Source organism: Bacillus sp. G1(2015b), assembly GCF_001482475.1.
In the GTDB taxonomy this organism is placed as follows: domain Bacteria; phylum Bacillota; class Bacilli; order Bacillales; family Bacillaceae; genus Bacillus; species Bacillus safensis.
The window spans coordinates 1-22,259 of record NZ_LKIC01000008.1; the positions used below are offsets into that span (position 1 = coordinate 1).

Annotated in this window: 17 protein-coding genes; 5 read left to right on the forward strand and 12 right to left on the reverse strand. The window is 42.5% G+C overall.

Annotation, left to right across the window (positions count from 1 at the left end; all coding sequences use genetic code 11):
* Nucleotides 1–305 (reverse strand): hypothetical protein (locus tag AMR95_RS19365; RefSeq protein ID WP_231746871.1); only part of this gene is annotated, 305 nt, incomplete at its 3' end.
* Between AMR95_RS19365 and AMR95_RS19370 the strand changes: the two genes are divergently transcribed.
* Complete coding sequence (locus AMR95_RS19370) at nucleotides 283–741, forward strand: BclA C-terminal domain-containing protein (protein WP_231746872.1); 459 nt, start codon at nucleotides 283–285, stop codon at nucleotides 739–741. The two genes, AMR95_RS19365 and AMR95_RS19370, sit on opposite strands and share 23 nt — an antisense overlap.
* Nucleotides 742–761: 20 nt before the next feature.
* Here the strand turns inward: AMR95_RS19370 and AMR95_RS06545 are convergent, their stop codons facing one another.
* The 7 genes from AMR95_RS06545 to gltB all read right to left on the reverse strand — a co-directional run bounded on the left by AMR95_RS06545 (nucleotide 762) and on the right by gltB (nucleotide 12,404).
* The gene (locus tag AMR95_RS06545; protein ID WP_058837889.1) at nucleotides 762–1,322 is read right to left on the reverse strand and encodes a CatB-related O-acetyltransferase; all 561 of its coding nucleotides are present in this window, start codon (nucleotides 1,320–1,322) and stop codon (nucleotides 762–764) included.
* A gap of 64 nt (nucleotides 1,323–1,386) precedes the next feature.
* Nucleotides 1,387–2,754: an MATE family efflux transporter gene (locus tag AMR95_RS06550; protein WP_058837890.1), complete on the reverse strand. Its 1,368-nt coding sequence runs from the start codon at nucleotides 2,752–2,754 to the stop codon at nucleotides 1,387–1,389.
* Between the two features lie 25 nt (nucleotides 2,755–2,779).
* The gene (dacB, locus tag AMR95_RS06555) at nucleotides 2,780–4,264 is read right to left on the reverse strand and encodes a D-alanyl-D-alanine carboxypeptidase/D-alanyl-D-alanine endopeptidase (RefSeq protein WP_058837891.1); all 1,485 of its coding nucleotides are present in this window, start codon (nucleotides 4,262–4,264) and stop codon (nucleotides 2,780–2,782) included.
* 126 nt (nucleotides 4,265–4,390) lie between these two features.
* Nucleotides 4,391–5,365, reverse strand: a complete 975-nt coding sequence (locus tag AMR95_RS06560) for a pectinesterase family protein (protein WP_058837892.1) — start codon at nucleotides 5,363–5,365, stop codon at nucleotides 4,391–4,393.
* Nucleotides 5,366–5,453: 88 nt separating this feature from the next.
* The gene (locus AMR95_RS06565; RefSeq protein ID WP_058837893.1) at nucleotides 5,454–6,155 is read right to left on the reverse strand and encodes a DUF421 domain-containing protein; all 702 of its coding nucleotides are present in this window, start codon (nucleotides 6,153–6,155) and stop codon (nucleotides 5,454–5,456) included.
* Between the two features lie 176 nt (nucleotides 6,156–6,331).
* A complete protein-coding gene (gene gltD, locus AMR95_RS06570; RefSeq protein WP_039179183.1) occupies nucleotides 6,332–7,816 on the reverse strand; it encodes a glutamate synthase small subunit in 1,485 nt (494 codons plus the stop codon).
* Between the two features lie 16 nt (nucleotides 7,817–7,832).
* Complete coding sequence (gltB, locus tag AMR95_RS06575) at nucleotides 7,833–12,404, reverse strand: glutamate synthase large subunit (RefSeq protein ID WP_039179185.1); 4,572 nt, start codon at nucleotides 12,402–12,404, stop codon at nucleotides 7,833–7,835.
* Between the two features lie 152 nt (nucleotides 12,405–12,556).
* Here gltB and AMR95_RS06580 point away from each other — a divergent pair, with 152 nt between their 5' ends.
* The 3 genes from AMR95_RS06580 (at nucleotide 12,557) to AMR95_RS06590 (ending at nucleotide 17,112) form a co-directional block, all read left to right on the forward strand.
* A complete protein-coding gene (locus AMR95_RS06580; RefSeq protein ID WP_034280677.1) occupies nucleotides 12,557–13,459 on the forward strand; it encodes a LysR family transcriptional regulator in 903 nt (300 codons plus the stop codon).
* 94 nt (nucleotides 13,460–13,553) lie between these two features.
* Complete coding sequence (locus AMR95_RS06585) at nucleotides 13,554–15,290, forward strand: ABC transporter ATP-binding protein (protein WP_058837894.1); 1,737 nt, start codon at nucleotides 13,554–13,556, stop codon at nucleotides 15,288–15,290.
* The gene (locus tag AMR95_RS06590) at nucleotides 15,283–17,112 is read left to right on the forward strand and encodes an ABC transporter ATP-binding protein (RefSeq protein WP_058837895.1); all 1,830 of its coding nucleotides are present in this window, start codon (nucleotides 15,283–15,285) and stop codon (nucleotides 17,110–17,112) included. The genes AMR95_RS06585 and AMR95_RS06590 overlap by 8 nt, the downstream gene beginning before the upstream one ends.
* A 48-nt stretch (nucleotides 17,113–17,160) precedes the next feature.
* Here AMR95_RS06590 and AMR95_RS06595 read toward each other — a convergent pair whose 3' ends face one another.
* Complete coding sequence (locus AMR95_RS06595) at nucleotides 17,161–17,988, reverse strand: MerR family transcriptional regulator (protein ID WP_039179196.1); 828 nt, start codon at nucleotides 17,986–17,988, stop codon at nucleotides 17,161–17,163.
* An 87-nt stretch (nucleotides 17,989–18,075) separates the two neighbouring features.
* On the opposite strand from AMR95_RS06595, the gene AMR95_RS06600 reads away from it, so the two are divergent.
* Complete coding sequence (locus AMR95_RS06600) at nucleotides 18,076–18,639, forward strand: GNAT family N-acetyltransferase (protein WP_058837896.1); 564 nt, start codon at nucleotides 18,076–18,078, stop codon at nucleotides 18,637–18,639.
* A 68-nt stretch (nucleotides 18,640–18,707) separates the two neighbouring features.
* Here AMR95_RS06600 and AMR95_RS06605 read toward each other — a convergent pair whose 3' ends face one another.
* The 3 genes from AMR95_RS06605 to proC are packed head-to-tail and all read right to left on the reverse strand — an operon-like array spanning nucleotide 18,708 to nucleotide 21,986.
* Nucleotides 18,708–19,976: a glutamate-5-semialdehyde dehydrogenase gene (locus tag AMR95_RS06605; protein WP_058837897.1), complete on the reverse strand. Its 1,269-nt coding sequence runs from the start codon at nucleotides 19,974–19,976 to the stop codon at nucleotides 18,708–18,710.
* Nucleotides 19,977–19,994: 18 nt separating this feature from the next.
* A complete protein-coding gene (gene proB, locus AMR95_RS06610) occupies nucleotides 19,995–21,113 on the reverse strand; it encodes a glutamate 5-kinase (RefSeq protein WP_039179204.1) in 1,119 nt (372 codons plus the stop codon).
* Between the two features lie 27 nt (nucleotides 21,114–21,140).
* Nucleotides 21,141–21,986: a pyrroline-5-carboxylate reductase gene (proC, locus tag AMR95_RS06615; RefSeq protein WP_269435001.1), complete on the reverse strand. Its 846-nt coding sequence runs from the start codon at nucleotides 21,984–21,986 to the stop codon at nucleotides 21,141–21,143.
* Nucleotides 21,987–22,259 lie beyond the last annotated feature (273 nt).

A 22,259-nucleotide genomic window follows, 5' to 3' on the forward strand; every position in this document is an offset into this window, starting at 1 on the left:
GGTATTACTGGACCAACGGGTCCTACCGGCGCTACGGGTAGCACTGGAGCTACTGGTCCTACTGGCGCTACAGGTGTCACTGGAGATACTGGCTCTACCGGCGCTACGGGTATCACTGGAGCTACCGGTCCTACCGGTGCCACGGGTATTACTGGAGTTACTGGAGTTACTGGTGCCACGGGTATTACTGGGGCTACTGGGCCTACCGGTGCCACAGGTATCACCGGAGCCACTGGACCTACCGGCGCCACAGGCATTACAGGTGCAACTGGTCCTACTGGCGTGACAGGTGTTACTGGTGTCACTGGGGCAACTGGAACAGGTGGTTTTACAGATACTGCACTTTATGCTGCTAATAGTTCTGGACCTACCATTGTTACTGTAGCAGGTGGAACGAATATTCCTCTGCCAAACTTTCAAAACATTACTGGTTTTACGGCAAACGGCACAAGTACTGTTTTTACCGTTCTGCAAACTGGTAAATATTATATTACGTATCAAGTCAACACCACTACAGCTCTTTTGATTAGTACACGTTTGCTTTTAAATGGAGCAACTACTATTTCTGGTTCTGTTCAATCACCTGTTATCTCAACTTCATTTATCAACAACACTATTATTGTTAGTTTAACAGCTGGAAGCACCATTTCACTGCAGTTTTTTGGGGCAGTTGTCACAGCTATTTTAGTTGGAGGAGGCGGTGCTGCAGGTGCTACCTTGACCATCATTCGGCTTAGCTAAACGAAAAAAGAAAGGCTTTTTCAGCCTTTCTTTTTTATGTCTTCTATTACATTGATACACTGTTCAATATAATCAGATTGCAAAAGGTGAAAAACAGATTGGATGATTGAAAACTCTAAATTCCACCATTCTAATAACTGCAGTTTTTCGATTATTTCGGATGAAAATCGATATTTCATGAGCTTCTGAGGATTTCCGGCAGCAATTGCATATGGCGGCACATCTTTTGTGATCACACTATTTGCTCCGATCACGGCCCCGTTTCCTATACATACTCCTGACATAATCGTCGCACCATATCCAATCCATACGTCATGTCCAATATGAACATCTCCCTTCGATTTGGGATGTCCTTTAATGTGGGCAGCTTCTTTGAAAATTTGATTAAATGGATACGTAGTGATCCAATCTGTACGGTGTTCCCCGCCTAGAAAAATTTTCACTTCGTTTGCGATGGAACAAAACTTCCCAATATGTAATGTCGTTCCTTCTCCCCATGTCAGCACTTGGAAATCTGGTCCGGCATAAGAAAAGTCACCGATATTGTACGAGCTTAGTTCACTTCTTTGATTTAAAAACATAGAAGATCTGACCTCCTTAAAAGTGATAGATCTTCGTATGTATATGCTGCTTTACGCCTTCACATTATGATTGAACAAGCGCTACAATTTGTTTTTTCTTCCATACGAGCTGATAGTAGCTGTATTGGAGGAGTAAGTTCACAAAGAACGCAGCAGGGTAGCCAATCCATATTCCCTTAATGCCAAGGGATGTATAATGGGATAGAACATAAGCGACTGGTACTTCTACAAGCCAAATGGAACAAATACTAAAGATCGTCGGCCAAAGAACTGTCCCGCTTGCTCTCATTGTGGCTGCAACAATTTGGGCCGTTCCAAAAATGAGATAGCTCCAAAGTGTAATGACAACCAAACTATAGGCAATGTCAATCGTCTTAGGATCTGTTAAAAAGATAGATAAAATCTGCGGTGCAAAAATATAAACGAAAATAATGATACATCCGCCTATGGCGAAGTTAAGTCCTAACCCAATTTTAATGACATCTTTCAGTCGATTCATATTCCCTGCACCAATGAATTGTGCTGCAAAGATTGAGACTGCAATGCCAAGACTCACTGCCGGCATCTGCACATAACTCACGACTTGATTGACAACACCATAGGCAGCTGTCGCCTGTGATCCATAATCGTTGACGAAAGAAATAACGGCAATTTCTGATAAAGAAATAAGGATCATATTAATGCTTGATGGGATACTGAGCTTTAATAACGTTTTTAATAGATCCCCTTTCATCAATAAATGCTTTCTCACCGATGCATCAATACGAAGCGGATGTTTTGTCTTATATAAGTAGATATGTAGAATGATAAACGTCACAATTGTTGAAATCACTGAAGCATACGCAGCGCCATATAAGCCGAACGCCGGCAGTCCCAGCCAGCCAAATAATAAAATGGGCAGCATCAAAATATTTGTTAAGGTACTAATCATTAAGAAATAAAAAGGTGTTTTCGAATCCCCTGTTCCCCGCAAGAATGTTGTATAAACAAAATAAAGAAATAAGATCGGCATTGAGATGAATAAAATTCTGGCGTAAGCCGCACTTTCCTCCACGATATTAGCAGGTGTTCCCATGAGGTTTAAGATGTCTGTTGCGAAAAAACCTCCAATGATCGCTAAAGATACGCCAATCAAAAAAGTGAATGAAAGCGTTGTGCCAATGATTTCTTTTAATTTCTGTTCATTTTTTGCTCCATACGCCTGTCCAATAAGGATCGAGCTTCCCGATCCAATTCCAATGGAAAAAGAAACGAGCAAAAAGAAAAGCGGAAAGAATGCAGAAATGGCAGCTACTGCATCCTCTCCAATCCATCTTCCGACAAGAACAATGGACACTAACTGTCCGATCGATTGCAAAATATTGCTTAGCAAAAGCGGGATGAGAAAAATGGACATGGTTTTTACTAAAGATTGATTGTTATCTAACGTCATGATGGTTCTCCTTCTCTCTCTAAATCTAAAGGTTCTCAGCTAATATGCTGACAATACGGTCTTCTATCTCTTTCCCTTTTTCGTCATCAACAAGGTGATTTAACAAGATGGAAAAAGCGAGCGTTTTTCCGCCCTGCGTGTCAATATATCCAGATAGTGTGCTGACCGTTGTTAACGACCCTGTTTTTGCACGTACTTTTTCTAGTGTAGCTGGTTCTTTCAATCTGTTCCTTAACGTGCCCCCCACCATTCGTTCACTCGCCCCTGCTAAAGGGAGCGCATGTTCATAGGTTTTAAACCATTTTTCCTTTTGAATGTTTGTCAAAAATAAAGTGAACTGGTTAGCAGAGACAAGGTTAATAGGTGATATCCCCGAGCCGTCACGCAAAACTGCAAGCGAAGGATCGATGCCAAACGCAGGAAGCCGTTCATTCATGACGTCCAGCCCAGCTTCAAAGCTCCCTTTGTTCTTCACTTTTTTGCCTAGTTCCTTTAGCAAAATTTCTGCATGTGTATTGTTGCTTAATTTCATCATAGGAACGAGCAGCTCTGATAATGGCATCGATGTATGGGAGGCGATTTTTTTGGCTTTTTTAGGAACTTGTTTTGCTTTCAGTGGCCCCTTTACTTGAATGCCTTCCGCCTTTAACGCTCGTTTCATTAAGTCTAAAGCATAGGCGGCCGGATCCCATAAAGCGACCCATTGTTTAGATGAGCTTGCTTTAACCGGAATGGTCCCAGTCAACGTAATCTTGTTGGTTCCGTGAGAGCGCTTAAAAGAGATTTTCTTTTTTCCGCCTTCTGGAACTGTTTTCACTTGATTGATGACTTGAGCGACATCCGTCTTCGGGATCATCTCATACTCGGCTTTCTGTCCTGCTTTTTTTCCTGGTTGTACTTCGAGAATCACGGTCCCTGCATCATAATCTTGATTCGGTGAAGCCGTGAGAGCAGAAATTTGTGCCCCGTAATATTGATCCTCATCACTCCAAGGCAGATCAATGGAGTATCTCGTGTCATCAAACCAAGTGTCATCTGCTGCAAGCTGTCCGCGAATGCTATGTATTCCGGCTTTTTTGACTTGTTTGGCAAGTGCTGCAAAATCCTTCTCTAATAAAGTCGGATCGCCGGTGCCGCGAAGATAAAGGCTGCCATGTAACGTTTTCTTTTGAATGGAACCATCCATCCAGATGTCTGTAGGGAATGTGTGTGTTTCTCCAAGTATATCAAGTGCGATGGCTGATGTGAGCAGTTTCATATTAGAAGCAGGAGTAAGACGAATATCGGCTTGATGTTCATAAAGAAGAGAGTTGTCAGAAGTATCGCGGACGCTGATGCCAGAGATCGCGCCCTCTAAATCAGGTGCTGTTCGTATGAGTTCGTCTAAAGCGGTCATCCAAGCCAGTGAATCGTCACGAGCTGTGAGCTGTTCATCTTTCGCTGAAAAAGGAAGAAATAAAATCGACAGGATACATATTTGTAAAAACATGAGCTGTGAAAAGCGCTTCACGCAATCCCTCCTTTTTGTTGCAGCCAATTTTAGAAGAATATGTTCATTATACACAAAAGAACGTTTGTTCTCAAAGGTTTTTTAAACAGAAAAGTCAGCTTTCTTTGACGAAAACTGACAAGCCCTTTACCTGTTTTCTGGATTCCAACCATCGGCTCCGCCAAGAACTGCTTGAACCGTGATCTGACTTGCTTCGTTATTGGTTAAAATAGTTGACCATTTTACGCGGTTTGCTGGACTGCTCCCTGCTCCTGTCGATCCAAATTCTTTATAGCTGGCCGTTCTTTCGTTGTCACGGTTATCCCAGTTATGCCATCCCACTGCTTTTATATGGTCATCCATTTTTGTATGGAGGAATGTCACAGCCGAATAAGGTCTCCACGGACGTCCTAAATAAACCGATTGCGCAGCTGCCGTTCCCTTTTTCAACGTAGAATCTATGAATACGTAACCGTATCTTTGTGCTTCTGTTGTGGATGCTGCAGTAATATACCCATTTCCAAGGCTTTTTATTTCAGCTCTTTTAAACACAGCGGTGGCTGATCCAAAAATAAAATCGACCGTGCCCTCGATATAGCAATTTTCATAATATTGCCGCCCTGTGCCTGTTGCATAAAGTGTATCTTGATAGCCTAACACACGTATTTGTTTGAACACAGCGCGGTCTCCAGACACATACAGCGCCACCGCCTGACCAGCATGTCTGCCAGCTGTATTTTGGAAGGTAATATTTTCTGCGTAAAAGTCGTTTGCACGGATCATTGTACTTGAGCTATTTGTTGTACTCCCAGTGCTTGCATTTGTGTCATCATACGTAAGGATCGTTTTGTGCTGGTTTTCACCGATAAAAGATACGTGTGGTTTATTTTGCGGAAGCAAAATTTTTTCTCTATATACGCCATTTTTAATATAGATCGTTGCCCGCTGTTGATTGTTTGTTGGAATCGCATCAATGGCAGACTGAACGGTGCGGTATGCCCCGCTTCCCTTTTGATCAACGACAAGGACGCGGTTATGCCCTGCTTCTGCTGCTTGAAGTGAAGCTGGGTCAAAAAGAAATAAAGACAAGACCATGACAATCCATACGTTTCTACATTTCATCACATATCTCCTCCTCATTTTGTGAACGTTTTCATCAAACATTCTTTTTGATCCTATTCCATACACACGCAAAAAAACACCCACGTTTTTATGTTGTGGATGTTTTTTTAGATTTTTCATATTGCATCGCATAAATTCCTTCATTTTCAATCCATTCACAAAACAGAACGTCTCGATAGGAAGAAATGTGCTGCTTTTTTAATTGATCTCTCAGCCAGGATTCATCAAAGCCAGCTTCTTGTAAATCATCTTTTAAAATTTCGCCGTCAATAATAAACGTTCTAGGCAATTTGACTTCTTTTCCCTTCACATTCACATCTTCTGCTGTGGCTGGTGCGTATTTCATTTTCGGAAGAACACTGACAGATCCGTCAGTTTCCAAAATGGCATATTCAATTTCATTCAGGGCAAAATGGCCTTTTGCGCGAACCAGTGTCTGCAGCTGATTGATATCAAGCATATTCTTCTTCAACCGGTTGTAGTGAATCTTCCCCTTATCAATCACAAGCGTAGGTCTTCCTTCTAAAAACGCACGAATGGACTTAAAGCGCTGTGAAAGCCATTCAACTGTATAAATGAGAACGCCCCATACCGCAACAGCAAATAAAATGTGCTGAATCTTGACCTCTGGGTCAAAAATGGCGTTTCCGACCATTTCGCCTAAAATAAGTGCAGAAATGAAATCAAACGGTGTGATTTGTGCAAATTGTGTTTTTCCTAATAATTTTGTAATTAAAAATAAAGCAAAAAATCCAATGAAGAGTTCAGTCAAAATATTAACGAACGGCACAAAAGTTCCTTCCTTTCTTACTGCATTTATAACAGCATATACATGAAAGGAAGGATCTAAACGTGTTCGTCATTTCCATCAATGCATCATTCTTCATCTCTATCTCCAATACATAAAAAGCCATGACCACACTTCGGTCATGGCTTTTCTTTATATTGTAACACCCTTTGTTTGACCTATTTTGGCAGAACCGAACTCCCCATTAAATAACGGTCTACCTCGTGCGCCACTTGTCTGCCTTCATTAATTGCCCAGACAATCAAGCTTTGCCCGCGTCTTGCATCTCCCGCTGCAAATACGCCTTCTACATTTGTTGTATATTCCCCATACTTTGCGTCAATGCGATTGTTTTTGCTGTCCACGCCAAAGTGTTTCACAAGCGGCTGTTCAGTTCCCTCAAAACCAATTGCAATAAAGACGAGCTGAGCAGGCCATACCTTCTCTGTCCCTGGAATCTCATGAAATTCAAACTTCCCTTGTTCGTTTTTCACCTTTTCCATTTGAATGGTATGAAGCTCTTTTAATTTCCCATTTTTATCTGCCACAATTTTTGTGGTTTGAATTGAATATTGACGCGGATCTTCTCCGAATTTTGCTTGTGCTTCTTCATAAGCATAATCCAGTGAGAAGACATAAGGCTGTTCTGGCCACATGTTATCCCCTACACGTGTATCTGGAAGCTTTGGATGCTTCCCGAATTGAACAACACTTTTTGCTTTTTGGCGAAGTGCAGTTGCGACGCAGTCAGCGCCTGTATCTCCTCCGCCAATCACAATCACGTCTTTTCCTTTTGCATCAATGAAGTTTTTGTCTTTGAATCCTGAATCAAGCATGCTTTTCGTTGCGAGTGTTAAATAATCCATTGCAAGGTGAATCCCTTTTGCTTCCCTGCCTTCAATTAACAGGTCACGCTGCTTTTGTGCACCTGTACAAAGGATAACCGCATCAAACTGCTCTTTCAGTTCGTCGGCAGTGATATCCACGCCGATTTCTGTGTTTGTCACAAAGTCAATGCCTTCTTGTCTTAGCAGTTTGACTCTTCGCTCGACCACTTCTTTGTCGAGCTTCATATTTGGAATCCCGTAAGTCAGCAGTCCGCCAAGGCGGTCAGAACGCTCGAACACTGTAACAGCGTGTCCTGCTTGGTTTAATTGATCAGCACTTGCAAGTCCTGCTGGTCCTGAGCCGACAATGGCAATTTTCTTCCCTGTACGGCTTGAAGGGATTCTTGGCGTGATCCATCCATTTTCAAAACCTTTATCAATGATCGTGCGTTCGATATTTTTAATCGAAACAGCTGGATCATTAATAGCGACTGTACATGAACCTTCACAAGGCGCAGGACATACTCTCCCAGTAAACTCAGGGAAATTATTTGTTTTTTGCAGTCTTTCGAGCGCTTCTTTCCATCTTCCGCGATAGACCAGGTCATTCCACTCTGGAATTAAATTGTAGATCGGGCAGCCAGACACGCCGCCCCTGATCTCCATACCAATTTGACAAAACGGTGTTCCGCAATCCATACATCTAGCGCCCTGTTTCTTCAATACGTCATCTGTATAAGGAGCTGAATATTCTTTCCAGTCATTTTGACGAGTGAGAGGGTCACGTTCATTTGGCTTTTCTCTTTTATATTCCATAAAACCTGTTGCTTTGCCCATTGTCCTCTCCCCTTTCTTAATGAGCGAGGGCTGCTTTTTGCCCGTTTGCCGTTTCTTGATTTTTCGGTTTTGTATTTGCTTCAAAGGCAAACATCACCGCTTCTTCATGACTGAGGCCCGCTTGTTTTTGTTCTTCAATGCTTTGAAGCATCATTTTGTAATTTCTCGGAATGACTTTGATAAATTGATCCTTTTCTTGCTCCCAGTTTTCAAGAAGTGCTGCTGCTTTTGAGCTGTTTGTATAATCAAGGTGTTCCTTGATCATTTGCTTCACTTCTTGTTCTTCTTCATGATCTGTGAGCTTTTCAAACATGATCATTTCCATGTTGCACATTCTTTTGAACTGTTTGGCATCCGATGTATGGATGTAAGCCACACCACCAGACATACCTGCACCAAAGTTTTTCCCAACGTCTCCTAAAATGACGACACGTCCGCCAGTCATGTATTCACAGCCGTGATCTCCGATTCCTTCAACAACCACATGTACACCTGAATTACGAACAGCAAATCGTTCACCAGCACGTCCGTTAATATAAGCTTTTCCGCTAGTTGCACCGTAAAATGCGACGTTTCCTACAATGACGTTTTCATGTCCATTTTGTACAAAATGATCAGACGTTTTAACAGCAATTTTGCCTCCTGAGAGTCCTTTGCCGATATAGTCATTTGAATCACCTGTTAAATAGAGAGACATACCCTTTGGCACAAATGCGCCAAAGCTTTGTCCAGCTGAACCAGTGAATCTTAGTGTGATCGTATCCTCTGGCAAGCCCTCTTCCCCGTAGCGCTTAGACACTTCACTGCCAGTGATGGTTCCGGCCACACGGTTGATATTGCGAATGTTCAATGATAGATCAACTGGTGTTTGATGATTCAGCGCTTCTTGTACATAAGGAAGGATTTCATTCATATCCAGCGATTCATCAATTTTATGATTTTGCGGTGTTCTGAATGTCCGCGCTCCTTCTGGCTGATAAAGCAGTGTTTCAAGGTTTAGCTGCCCTGCTTTCCAGTGAGCTTTTGCTCGTTCACTGACCGCTAAGACGTCCGTGCGACCAATTAATTCATCCATTGATGTAAAGCCGAGTTCTGCTAAGATTTCTCTTACTTCCTCTGCAATAAACATCATGAAATTCACAATGTGATCAGGGTTACCCATGAATTTTTTGCGAAGCTCTGGATTTTGTGTGGCAACACCGACCGGGCAAGTATCTAAATGACATGCTCTCATCATTACGCAGCCCAGCACGACAAGTGGAGCTGTCGCAAAGCCATACTCTTCTGCTCCTAAAATCGCAGCCATGACAACGTCGCGGCCAGTCATTAACTTTCCGTCCGTTTCAAGAACAACTCTCTCGCGAAGACCGTTTAGCACAAGGGTTTGATGCGCCTCTGCCAATCCAAGCTCCCAAGGAAGTCCTGTGTGTTTAATACTCGTTTTCGGTGAAGCTCCTGTACCGCCGTCATAGCCGCTAATGACAATGACGTCTGCAGTTCCTTTTGCTACACCTGCTGCGATTGTGCCAACGCCTGCTTTAGATACAAGCTTGACACTGATGCGTGCATCACGGTTTGCGTTTTTCAAATCATGAATCAGCTGTGCCAAATCCTCGATTGAATAAATATCATGATGCGGCGGTGGTGAAATTAATCCGACACCTGGCGTAGAACCACGTACATCGGCCACCCAAGGATACACTTTATTTCCTGGAAGCTGTCCGCCTTCTCCCGGCTTTGCCCCTTGCGCCATTTTAATTTGCAATTCATCTGCATTGACTAAGTAATGACTTTTCACACCAAATCGGCCAGAAGCGATTTGTTTAATGGCGCTTCTGCGATCATCACCGTGTTCATCTACTGTAAAGCGGGCAGGATCTTCTCCGCCTTCTCCGCTGTTACTTTTACCGCCAATTCGGTTCATCGCAATTGCAAGTGCCTCATGCGCTTCTTTACTTAAAGATCCAAATGACATGGCACCTGTCTTAAAGCGGCGCACGATGGATTCAGCAGATTCAACCTCTTCCAGACGAACCGGCTTTTGTTTTGGCTGAAATGCAAACAAATTTCTGAGGAAGCCGATTCTTTCTTCATCCGCTGCCTTTGTATATTGTTTAAATAGGTCATAATCTTCATTTCGGCATGCCCACTGGAGCGTATGGATCGTTTTTGGATTAAATGCATGGTGCTCTCCATTTTTTCTCCACTGGAATTCACTTCCTGATTCAAGTGTCTGGTCAGTTGCTGCTTGGTACCCTGCTTCATGACGAAGTTTTGCCTCATGAGCAATGGTGTCAAGATCAATCCCGCCAAGCTGAGAAGCTGTTCCTGTGAAATACTCTTGAATGACGTCTTCACTAATCCCGACTGCTTCAAAGATTTGTGCGCCTCTATAGCTTTGCACAGTGGAAATCCCCACTTTGGACATGACTTTGACGACACCTTCTGTCACGCTTTTACCAAACTTTGTAACAGCTTCATCAAAGCTGATCGAAATCGCTTCGTCGGCAATCAGCTGTTTGTACGTTTCATAGACAAGGTAAGGATGGATCGCATCTGCCCCATAGCCAATCAGTGCGGCAAAATGATGAACCTCTCTCACCTCTCCAGATTCAACGATCAGACTGACCTTTGTCCGCAGACCTTGACGCACAAGGTGCTGATGAAGTGCACTTAGCGCAAGAATTGGTGGAATCGGTACTTTTTGTTCTGTCATTTCACGATCTGAAAGGATTAATAAAGAGACACCTTCTCTAATCGCTTTTTCCGCCTCTTCAAACATCGCATCCAGTCCGCGCTTTAAATCATCGGTGAAAAGTGTATGAATTGTTTTGCTTTTAAAGGCATTATGAACAATCGTTTTCAAGCCGTTAAATTGGCCGCTCGTTAAGACCGGAGTATAAAGTTTAATTCTTCGGCATGAATATTCATTCGGATGTAAAATATCGCCTTCGGCACCTAACCAAGTCATGGTTGATGTCACCAGCTGCTCACGAATGGCATCAATCGGCGGGTTCGTGACTTGTGCGAACAACTGCTTAAAATAAGAAAACAGAGACTGCGCACGATCTGATAAGACAGCAAGCGGTGTGTCACTTCCCATTGAACCAATTGGGTCCTTGCCTTCCTCTAGTAAAGGAATTAAATACTTTTGAATGTCTTCGTACGTATAATGGAACGCACGCTGACGCGTCAACAAATCATCCATTATACTAGAATTTTCTGAATTTTCTTCCGAGCGATTGACGTGGACCATTTCTTCATCGAGCCATTTTTGATAAGGAAGTTCATTCGCAATGGTCGATTTCACTTCTTCGTCAGAAATAATTCGTCCTTCTTCTAAATCAATGAGCAGCATTTTGCCAGGCTCAAGACGATCTTTATACTTCACATCTTCTTCATTTGTGTCAATCACGCCGACCTCAGAAGAGAAAATGATATGATCATCATTCGTGACATAGTATCTAGCCGGTCTTAATCCGTTTCGGTCTAAGATGGCCCCGATTTGTTTACCGTCCGTAAAGGAAATCGCTGTTGGTCCATCCCATGGCTCCATGAGAGAACTATGGTATTCATAAAATGCCCGTTTCTCTTTCGACATGTGCGTGTTTTCCGTCCAAGGCTCAGGAATCAGCATCATCGCTGTATGAGCAGGTGTACGGCCTGCAAGCACAAAGAATTCAAAGGCATTGTCTAAAATGGATGAATCACTTCCGTCTGCATTCAGCACTGGCAAAATCTTGTCTAAATCGTCTCCGAAGGCTTCAGATACGAATTGTTGTTCTCTTGCTCTCATCCAATTGATGTTTCCTCTTAATGTGTTGATTTCTCCGTTGTGTATTAAGTAACGGTTTGGATGGGCTCTTTCCCATGTAGGAAATGTATTTGTACTAAATCTTGAATGAACAAGTGAAAATGCAGAAACAAATGTTTCATCCTGTAGATCAAGATAAAAAGCATCGACTTGATCTGATGTTAAAAGCCCCTTATATACGATGGTTTGACTCGACAGGCTGACAAAGTAAAATTGTTTTTCCTCTTTTGTTCCCCAGTTCTCAGCCTGTTTACGGATGACATATAATTTTCTTTCAAATGACAAACGATCTGTGATGTTGTCGTTTGCTCCGATAAAGACCTGCCTCACAACCGGACAGCTCTTCGCTGCGACAGTACCAATTTTCCCGGCATCGACAGGAACCGTTCTCCAGCCGATTAATGTTTGACCTTCTTGTTTAATAAACCCGTTGATTTTCTGTTCGATGGCTTGACGCGTTTTTTCGTCATCATCTTTTGAAAAGAAGACCATTCCTACCCCGTAACGGCCCTTTTCTGGAAGTGCAAATTCTTTGCAGTTCTTTCTAAAGAAAGCGTCTGGCAGCTGTACCATTAAACCGGCACCATCACCTGTATACGGATCACTGCCTTGCCCGCCGCGGTGATCAAGCTGGCACAGCATTTGTAATCCCTTTTTGACGATGCTATGTGTCGCCTCCCCTTTTAAATGGGCGTACAGTCCGATTCCACATGCATCATGTTCAAATTCAGGACGGTAGAGACCTTGTGGTTGTGGTAGTTGATTATAAGTCATCGTTTCTCTCCCCCGTTTAAAAGATCCGTTTTTCACAGTAATAAAATCTCACAAACTCTGTAACTTATTTTAAGTTTTCAAATTGATATAAACAATATATAATTTAGATCAAAACAATCTCTTTTTGAGATAGATGGGTGTGAAGTGCAAAAATGGAGCTTCGTCAATTACGTTATTTTGTAGAAGTCGCAGACCGTGAACACGTGTCAGAAGCGGCTGAAAACTTACATGTTGCCCAATCTGCCATCAGCCGGCAGATTGCGAATTTAGAAGAAGAACTTGGAGTGGCCTTATTCGAACGAGAAGGACGAAATATCAAATTAACGAAGATCGGCAGACAATTTTTAGATCATGTCAGAACTGCACTCAAAGCCATTGATTACGCAAAAGAGCAAATTGATGAATACTTAGATCCGCACAAAGGGACGGTGAATATTGGCTTTCCTACAAGTCTAGCAAGCCAAGTGCTCCCTTCTGTCATCTCCGCTTTTAAGCAGGAATATCCAGAGGTCGATTTTTTACTTCGTCAAGGATCCTATAAGTTTCTCATTGAAGCCGTTAAAAATCGTGATATCGATCTTGCCTTCTTAGGACCTGTACCGACAAACGATTCTCAAATAGAAGGAAATATTTTGTTTTCTGAAAGCATTTATGCCCTTTTACCGGTTAGCCACCCCTTTAGCGGACAAAGGAGCATTCATTTAAGTGATTTAAGAAAGGATCATTTCGTGTTATTTCCTGAAGGGTATGTGCTGAGACAAATTGCGGTTGATGCTTGCAAGCAGGCAGGCTATGAGCCTACCATTTCATCTGAAGGAGAAGATTTGGATGCCATAAAAGGTCTCGTATCGGCAGGTATGGGCGTTACCTTATTACCCGAAAGTGCCTTTTATGAAACAACACCGCGATTTACAGTGAAAATTCCGATCGATTTTCCTCAAGTGAGAAGAACGGTTGGCATTATTGCATCTAAAACGCGAGAAATGTCTCCTTCTGCCCATGATTTTTATGTGTTTGTGAAGGATTTCTTTTCTAAAATTGAACAATATAAATAATTCACTAAAACAAGACATTTCATTTGTAGAAATAATCCCTCTTTGTATATGATGGGTTACAGAACAAAAGACTATATGGAAGAAAGGTATTTGTATGAAATCAATTTTATCATTTTTAAAGCCGTATCGGCTGTCCGTTGTGTCCATTGTTATTCTCACCTTTTTAAGCAGTATGCTCCAGCTGTATTTACCGACGTTAACAGCAGATATCGTTGATGTCGGAATCGTCCAGGGAGATATTGCTTACATATGGAAGGTTGGCGGCTGGATGGTGGCTTGTTCTTTACTCGCCATTTTGCTCACCATTTGGAAGTCTTACTTGTCATCAAAGACAGCACTAGGCTTCGGCCGTGATATGAGAAGACAGCTGTTTGTACATGTCGAACAATTTTCATTAGAGGAATTTCAAAAGATCGGCACGTCTTCCTTTATTACAAGATCAACAAATGATGTGAAACAAGTCCAAGATGTGACGATCATGATTTTACAAATGATGACGCGGGCTCCGCTTATGCTTGTGGGAGGAATCATTTTGGCTGTTTCCAGGGATGCTGTCCTGTCTCTTATCTTTTTAGCAGCCCTCCCCCTTCTTGGCGGATTTATTTATTTGGTGTCAAGAAAAGCCATTCCGCTATTTGGCCAGCTTCAGAAAAAAACAGACCGGCTGAATTTAATTATGCGAGAATCTCTTTCAGGCATCCGGGTCATTCGTGCATTTAACCGTGTGGATGATGAAAAGGAGCGATTCCAAGAAGCTAACACCTCCTATAAGGATACTGGCCTTAGAGTCAACCGATTAATGGCTTACTTGTTTCCATTTATGCTGATCATCATGAACTTCACGAATATCGGTATTGTCTGGCTCGGGGCAAACCGAATTGATGCCGGAGAAATGGAAGTTGGGAATCTCATTGCCTTCATTCAATATGCGATGATGATTTTAATGGCACTGATTATGCTGTCGATGAGCTTTATTATGGTTCCAAGAGCACAAGCATCAGCTAAACGTATGAATGAAGTGTTAAACATGGAACCAAAGATTAAAGACAAAGAAGTGTCTATGACTGAGCTTCACGAGCCCGCGCAATCCATTCGCTTTGAGGATGTGTCATTTTATTACTCAAATGCAGAGAAACCGGCCGTTCAAAACATCACGTTTGAAGCCAAAACTGGCGAAACAACAGCCATTATCGGAAGTACGGGTTCTGGGAAAACTACCCTTCTCCAGCTGATGACGCGCTTTTATGAAGTGACAGAAGGCCGGATTACACTAGATGGTGTAGACATTAGAGAGCTGCCACAGGAGAAACTGAGAAACCAGATGGGCTATGTCTCGCAAAAAGCTGTTTTATTCAGCGGAACCATTGCCGAGAATGTGCGCTTTGGCAATCAGGATGCAAGCGATGAAGACGTCTGGCAGGCGCTGCGAACTGCGCAGGCCGAGGAATTTGTTTTGCAAAAAGATGGCGGAATTGATGCAGAAATTGATCAGGGTGGTTCAAATCTATCGGGCGGCCAAAAGCAGCGGCTTTCCATTGCAAGGGCGCTAGTGCGAAAACCATCATTCTATTTGTTTGACGATAGCTTTTCAGCACTTGATTACAAAACAGATGCAAAGCTGCGGGCATCATTAGAAGCAGAAAAAGCACATGCAGCCCTCATCATTGTCGCTCAACGAATCAGCACAGTGAAGCATAGTGATAAAATCATTGTACTTGATGAAGGGAAAATCGCAGGTATCGGAACACACGAACAATTAATAAAGGATAATCTTGTGTACCAAGAAATTGTCGCATCACAGGAAGGTCAGGAGGTGAGCGAGGATGAGTAAGAAAATGTCTTCCGGCATGGGCCATAAAGGCGCCCACCCTAAAGGGCCAGCCGCAAAACCGAAGGAATTTAAGAAAACACTGCTTCGGTTGACAGGCTATTTAAAACCAAGAAAATTTCAGCTGATCATCGTCTTTATTGCAGCAATTGGTTCAACTGTCTTTAATGTCATTAGTCCAAAGCTGCTTGGGGATGCCACCTCTTCCCTATTTGACAGCTTTACGAATGGAACAGCTGTTCAATTTGATGTCATTTCACGAATACTTTTGCTGCTTGTCGTCCTGTACGTCGTTGCTTCTCTCTTTTCATTCGTTCAGCAATATGTCATGGCCGGTGTCTCTCAACAGACCATTGCTGAATTACGCCAGGAAGCAAATGACAAGCTCACACGTCTCCCCCTTCGTTATTTTGATAAAACAACCCACGGGGACACACTAAGCCGTGTGATGAATGATATCGATAATATTAATACATCGCTTCAGCAGGCGCTCACCCAAGTGATTACATCTGTTATTACAGTCATTGGAATTGTCGTGATGATGCTCTTCATCAGTCCGCTGCTTACGCTGCTTGTTTGTTTGACGCTGCCACTCAGCCTGTTTGCGATTCGCGGCATTACGTCATTTTCACAAAAGCATTTTAAAGCGCAACAAAAAGAGCTTGGGACGATCAATGGACATATTAATGAGATGTTCACAGGTCATCAGACAGTCCGTGCGTATGGCTACGAAAAGAAAGCGATCGATACATTTGATCAATTAAACGAAAAGCTATATGAATCCTCAAGGAAAGCGCAGTTCATTTCTGGTTTAATGATGCCAATGATGACCTTTATCGGGAACCTTGGCTATGTGGCAGTCAGTGTAGCCGGCGGGATTCTTGTCATTAACGGGAATATTCGTGTCGGGGATGTGCAGGCGTTTATCCAATACACACAGCAAATGTCTCAGCCGCTTGTGCAAGCATCAAGCGTCGCAAACTTAGTTCAATCAGCGATCGCTTCTGCTGAAAGGGTCTTTGAAATTCTTGATGAGGAAGAAGAAAGTACCGAAGAAGATGAGGCAATTGATCTTGCATCACTCTCAGGTGATGTGAGCTTTGAACAAGTTCAATTCGGATATGAAAAAGATCATCCGATTATTAAAGATTTGAATTTAGATGTGCAAGAAGGACAAACGGTTGCCATTGTCGGACCAACAGGCGCAGGAAAAACAACCATCATCAATCTTTTAATGCGTTTTTACGAATTAGATCAAGGCTCCATACGCATTGGCGATGTCAAAACAACTGATCTCAGCCGTCAGCAAGTACGAGAATTATTTGCGATGGTTCTTCAGGATACGTGGCTCTTTGAAGGAACGATTTACGACAACATTGCCTACGGCAGGCAGCACGTTTCCAAAGAGGATGTCATCAAAGCCGCCAAACATGCCTATGCGGATGATTTCATCCGTACACTTCCAGATGGATATGACACACTGTTAACAGAAGATGCCGGCAACCTGTCACAAGGTCAGCGCCAGCTGTTAACCATTGCCCGTGCCATTTTATCTGATCCAAAGATCTTGATATTAGATGAAGCAACAAGCAGTGTGGATACTCGGACAGAGATGCATATTCAAAAAGCAATGAATGAATTGATGAAAGGCAGAACGAGCTTCGTGATTGCACACAGACTTTCAACAATTAAGGATGCAGACCTCATTTTAGTCATGAAGGATGGAAGCATCATTGAAAAAGGATCGCACAGCGAACTTTTAAAACAAAAAGGCTTCTATGCAGATTTATATATGAGTCAATTTGCCGAAAATCAAGTTGGTTAACATCAAAAAAAGGGTAAACACGCATGTCACATGCTGTCTACCCTCTTTTCAATTGTTATCTGCTCGCTTCTTCACTTTTACACTGAGCTTCGTTATATACTCTGCTTCATCTTTAGACATGAGCGAATGAAGTAAATACTCCTCAAATACATCTCCATCCAGCAACATGCCCTCTTTCTCGATTTCATCTAATAAATGCGAATAAGCAGACTCAATCTCATCATATGTTCCTTGATCATATATCACCGCATAGATCCCGCCAGGTTTTTTCACTGCCCCCGGTCCATCCATTCGGCAGAACAGCTGATCTGACTGATGATAGCGGCGCTTACGAAACTGTTCCTTTTTTAAGACAGAACCATTTGCCGCAGCCCCTTTTATGCCAACTTCCTTTAAAAATTCCCCTACAATACGTGATATTTCTTCTACAGGTGTATTTAAGTCGATCGGGTTTGAAGCACTTAGTATGACTGGTTCTTCTGGCAGCTCTTGAAACAGGACCTCCCCTATTTTCACAGTTGATAATTCATGCGTTGTCTCGATCACCCGCATAAGAAAAGCTTGGATATCTTGCAGCTTTTCAATCTCTTGTTTGACCTTTTCTACTTGGTCGGCCGCTAGGCTTTGCAGTCTCTCGCGAGAAGGTTCTGTGAAATATTGTTTTAACTCTTTGATCGGAAATTGAACAGCCCGCAAGGATTGAATCGCAATAAAATGATCAAATTGCTCAAGTGTATAGTAACGGTAGCCATTTTCATGAACACCAGCCGGCTTAAATAAATCGATTTTATCATAATACAGAAGCGTATCCTTTTTTACATCAAATAGCTTGGCAAACTCTCCAGTGAAAAACGTTTTTTGCACATCATTGATCATGATGATGGCTCCTTTCTTGACTATGGAGTTACTCCATCCTTTATCATAACATGCAGAAACACCATTACGCAGGGAAAGGATAAGAAAATGAACAAAATAACTCAACATGAAGTGACATTAGCACATGCAAATAAAGAAGATTTCCCTTCTATGAAAAAAGAGCTTCAGAAAGCTTTTACAGCTGGCGTGATCGACGCATTTGGAGATGCAGAGGATGGTCCGATTCCTCCAGATGAAGTGATTGATGAGTCTTTTCATTCCAATGACCACATTGTTTATCATATTATGCTAAATGGTGAAAAGGCAGGCGGCGTTGTTATCAAAATCAACCAAGAGACACATCACAACTCGGTTGATTTGCTATACATCTCATCATCCTCTCACGGCCGCGGTATTGGTCAAGCAGCATGGAAAGCCATCGAGGCGCAATATCCAGAAACAATTGTATGGGAGGTTGTGACCCCATATTTTGAAAAACGCAACATTCATTTCTATGTCAACAAGTGCGGCTTTCAAATTGTTGAATTTTATCACTTACACCATCCAGACCCAAACGCACCTCGTGAAGCAGATCAGGGCAATGAGACTCTAGCACCTGAGGAATTTGAATTTTTTAAATTTGAGAAGGTGATGAAGAAAAACGGTTCATAAGGATGATAACATGCATTATAAAGTTAAAAACACTACCTCATAAAAAGGTAGTGTTTCTTGAATCTTCTCTATCTTCTAATCTGACCGTCGCCACATAGAAGCAGCTTAGTTGTCGTGAGTGCAGGAAGTCCCATTGGCCCTCTTGCGTGGAGTTTTTGAGTAGAGATGCCGATTTCAGCTCCATAGCCAAGTGCGCCGCCGTCTGTAAAGCGAGTCGATGCGTTATGATAAACAGCCGCCGCATCGACTTCGTTTAGAAACGTGAGTGCATGTTTTTCATCTTCTGTCACGATGGCTTCTGAATGCTTTGTGCCATACTGATCGATATGGCTGATCGCTTCCTCGATTGAATCGACTACCTTCACTGCAAGATCAAGACTTAAATACTCATCTGTCCAATCTACTTCCCCAGCAGGAACCGCATCTGAAAAGTAAGACTCTGCTGCCTGATCTCCATGTACAGTGACACGGTGCTCCTGCAAAGCTTCATTTAATGAGGCTGCATTCTCTTTCAGCCAATCGCGATGAATAATCAGCGTCTCAAGTGCATTACATACAGCCGGACGATTCGTTTTCGCATTGATCACAATCTCAATGGCTTTTTTCACATTCGCGGTTTGATCAATAAAGACATGACAGTTTCCTGTCCCTGTTTCAAGCACTGGAATAGTGGATTCCTCCACCACTGTTTTAATTAAAGAAGCGCCGCCTCGCGGAATTAACACATCGATCCATTCTTTAAGTTGAAACATCGCCTGAACCGATGAACGGTCTGTTTGTTCAATCAATTGCACCGCATCACGAGGAATTGTTGTTTGATCCAATGCTTCATGAATCACACTGACAATGGCTTTGTTGGAAGAAATAGCGGAGGAACCGCCTTTTAAAATCACTGAGTTGCCTGCCTTTAAGGCAAGGCCTGCTGCATCGACAGTGACGTTCGGTCTCGCTTCATAGATCATCCCGATCACGCCGAGCGGTACTCTTCGGCTTTTCACATGTAAGCCGTTATCAAGAGTCCATTCATCCAATATTTCTCCAACAGGATCTGTTAATCTCGTCACAAGCCGCAAACTTTCAGCAAACTCATGAATTCTTTCTTCATTTAACATTAACCGATCTAAGAGTGCCTCCGAGAAGCCCTTTTCTTTCCCAGCATTTAAATCTTTTTGATTCTCCTGTAAAATGAAGCGGCTTTTTTGCTCTAACGCTTCTGCCATTTTAAGCAGCGCGTCATTTTTTTCCTCTGTCTGAAGTAAACTTAGTTTTTTTGAAACGTACTTTGCTTTTTTCGCTTTTTCTTTGACCGATGTGACAACTTCAGCTGTCAGTGTCATGGAATTCCTCCCTTTTGGTTAACAAACTGGAATCGATAAATCTAAATGACAAACAAATGCTTCAAGATCGACGACATGAACGATTTCATCTTGTAACAAGTCACTCTTACGTGCGAGTTCATCTGACGCATAATTCACAATACCAAGCCCTATTTCTCTTCCATCTTGATCTAAAATACGGACGACATCGCCTTTTTTAAATGAACCTTTCACACTGACAATCCCATCAGAATCAAGACTTCCCTCTCGGTGCATGAGAAATTCCTGAGTTTTCTCTTGAACCACGATCTCACCTTTTGGCCCAGAATGAAAGGCAATCCACTGCTTCTTATAGTTCAGCGGCGCTACATTTTCGTCAGCGGTAAAATAAGTCCCGTCCTCTGTCCCATTGATCGCTTTGTCTAAAATGTGAGGCGTATCTGCTTTTCCTAAAAAGCCATTGATACCTGCGGCCATTGATATTTTAAAAGCATCGAGCTTTGATTTCATTCCGCCTGTACCTACGCTGCTGCCTGCGTCTCCAGCAGCTGCTTCGATGTCTTCTGTAATGTCAGTGACTTCAAGAATTCTCTTCGCATTTGGATTTGTATGAGGATTATCTTCATACAAACCATCAATATCAGATAAAATGGCAAGGAAATCCGCATCAATTAAGCCAGCTACTTTTGCAGACAATGTATCGTTGTCTCCAAACTTCAACCGATTGATCGTCACTGTATCATTTTCGTTAATAATGGGGATGATGCCTCGATCTAATAACACATTCATTGTGTTGCGCACATTTTGATAGCGCGTTTCATCAGAAAAATCACTTCTTGTGATTAAGAGCTGTGAGGCAATATAACCGTGTGATAAAAATAAAGTAGAATATGATTCCATTAGAAGCCCTTGCCCAATTGAGGCAGATGCCTGCTTTTCCGGCAGTGTTTTCGGTCTATCGATAAATCCTAGTTTTCGGTAACCAGCTGCAACCGCACCAGATGAAACCAAAATGACTTCGTGTCCCTCATCTTTCAGTTTCACAATTTGATTGACGAGGTTTTCTAGTTTTTTCAAACTAATCTCACCTTGAAAGCTAGTAAGAGAGCTGCTTCCGATTTTCACAACAATTCGTTTTCTCTCTTTATCTGCGTACACCTTATCACTCCTGCATCTGAATTCTATTTATATAGATACTTTTTGTTTTTGCTGATTGCTTATCTCTTTTGATCGATTGGCAGCATGTTTGACAGCCTGCTTGATCGCTTCTCCTCCGCCAAAATCATCTAATGCATTCAGTCCAGCAGCAGTTGTTCCATTTGGTGACGTAATTTTCTCTCTTAGGACTGAAGGATTTTCCTCTGTTTCTTGGAGCATTTTTGCCGCACCGAGGAGTGTCTGCGCGCCAATTTGGCGAGACAATTCCTTTGATAAACCTGCCTCTTCTCCTGCTTCTTCGATTCTTTCCATTAAGAAATAAAAGTAGGCGGGCCCGCTTCCAGCAATTCCAGTGAAGATATCCATTTGCTCTTCCTGAATGGTATAGACTTCGCCCATTTCAGATAAAAGAGCCTGGCTTATGCTCATATGATCGTTTTTCACATAACGTCCAGCAGATAAAGCAGTCGCTGATGCCCCGATCGTACTTGAGGTATTTGGCATGACCCTTATAACAGGCTGGCCTTCGTGCAGCATGTCTTCAATATACGATAGCTTAACACCTGCAAGGACAGACATGATAAGCTGATCTGGCTGAATACGAGATTTTAATGATTCCAGTGCTGCTTCAGCATCCTTTGGCTTCATGGCCAGGATCAACATATCCATTTCTTCAAAAGGAAATGAATCCATTGTGGCTGTTTGAATTCCGTATTGTTTCGTTAGTTCATTCAATCGATGTTGATTTTGTCTGTTTGTTGCGTAGATTTGGCCTAGCGGCATCTGTCCTGATCGCACAATCCCTGCAATCATTCCTTCCGCCATAGAACCTGCTCCAATGAAAGCAACTTTCTTTTGATCAATGATATTGATCCTCTCCCTTGTTCGCTTTTTGTTCGCGTTTTTCACACGTTAGTTATCGTAACATGATGAGAAATCGTGTCAAGAAAGAGCCAGCGCTTTTCAAAAGTCCCGAATGCATGGCGGACAGCCTGCTGCAAGTATGTTAGCCGTGTTTTTGAAAAACAGCAATTTAGATCAAAAGAACTATGATCATTTGAATCATAGGACCCTTTCATTCGACTGAATTCCCCATTTTATTTTTGGTTTCGGTGACTTCAATTCTATTTTTTAGAAAGCGCTCTC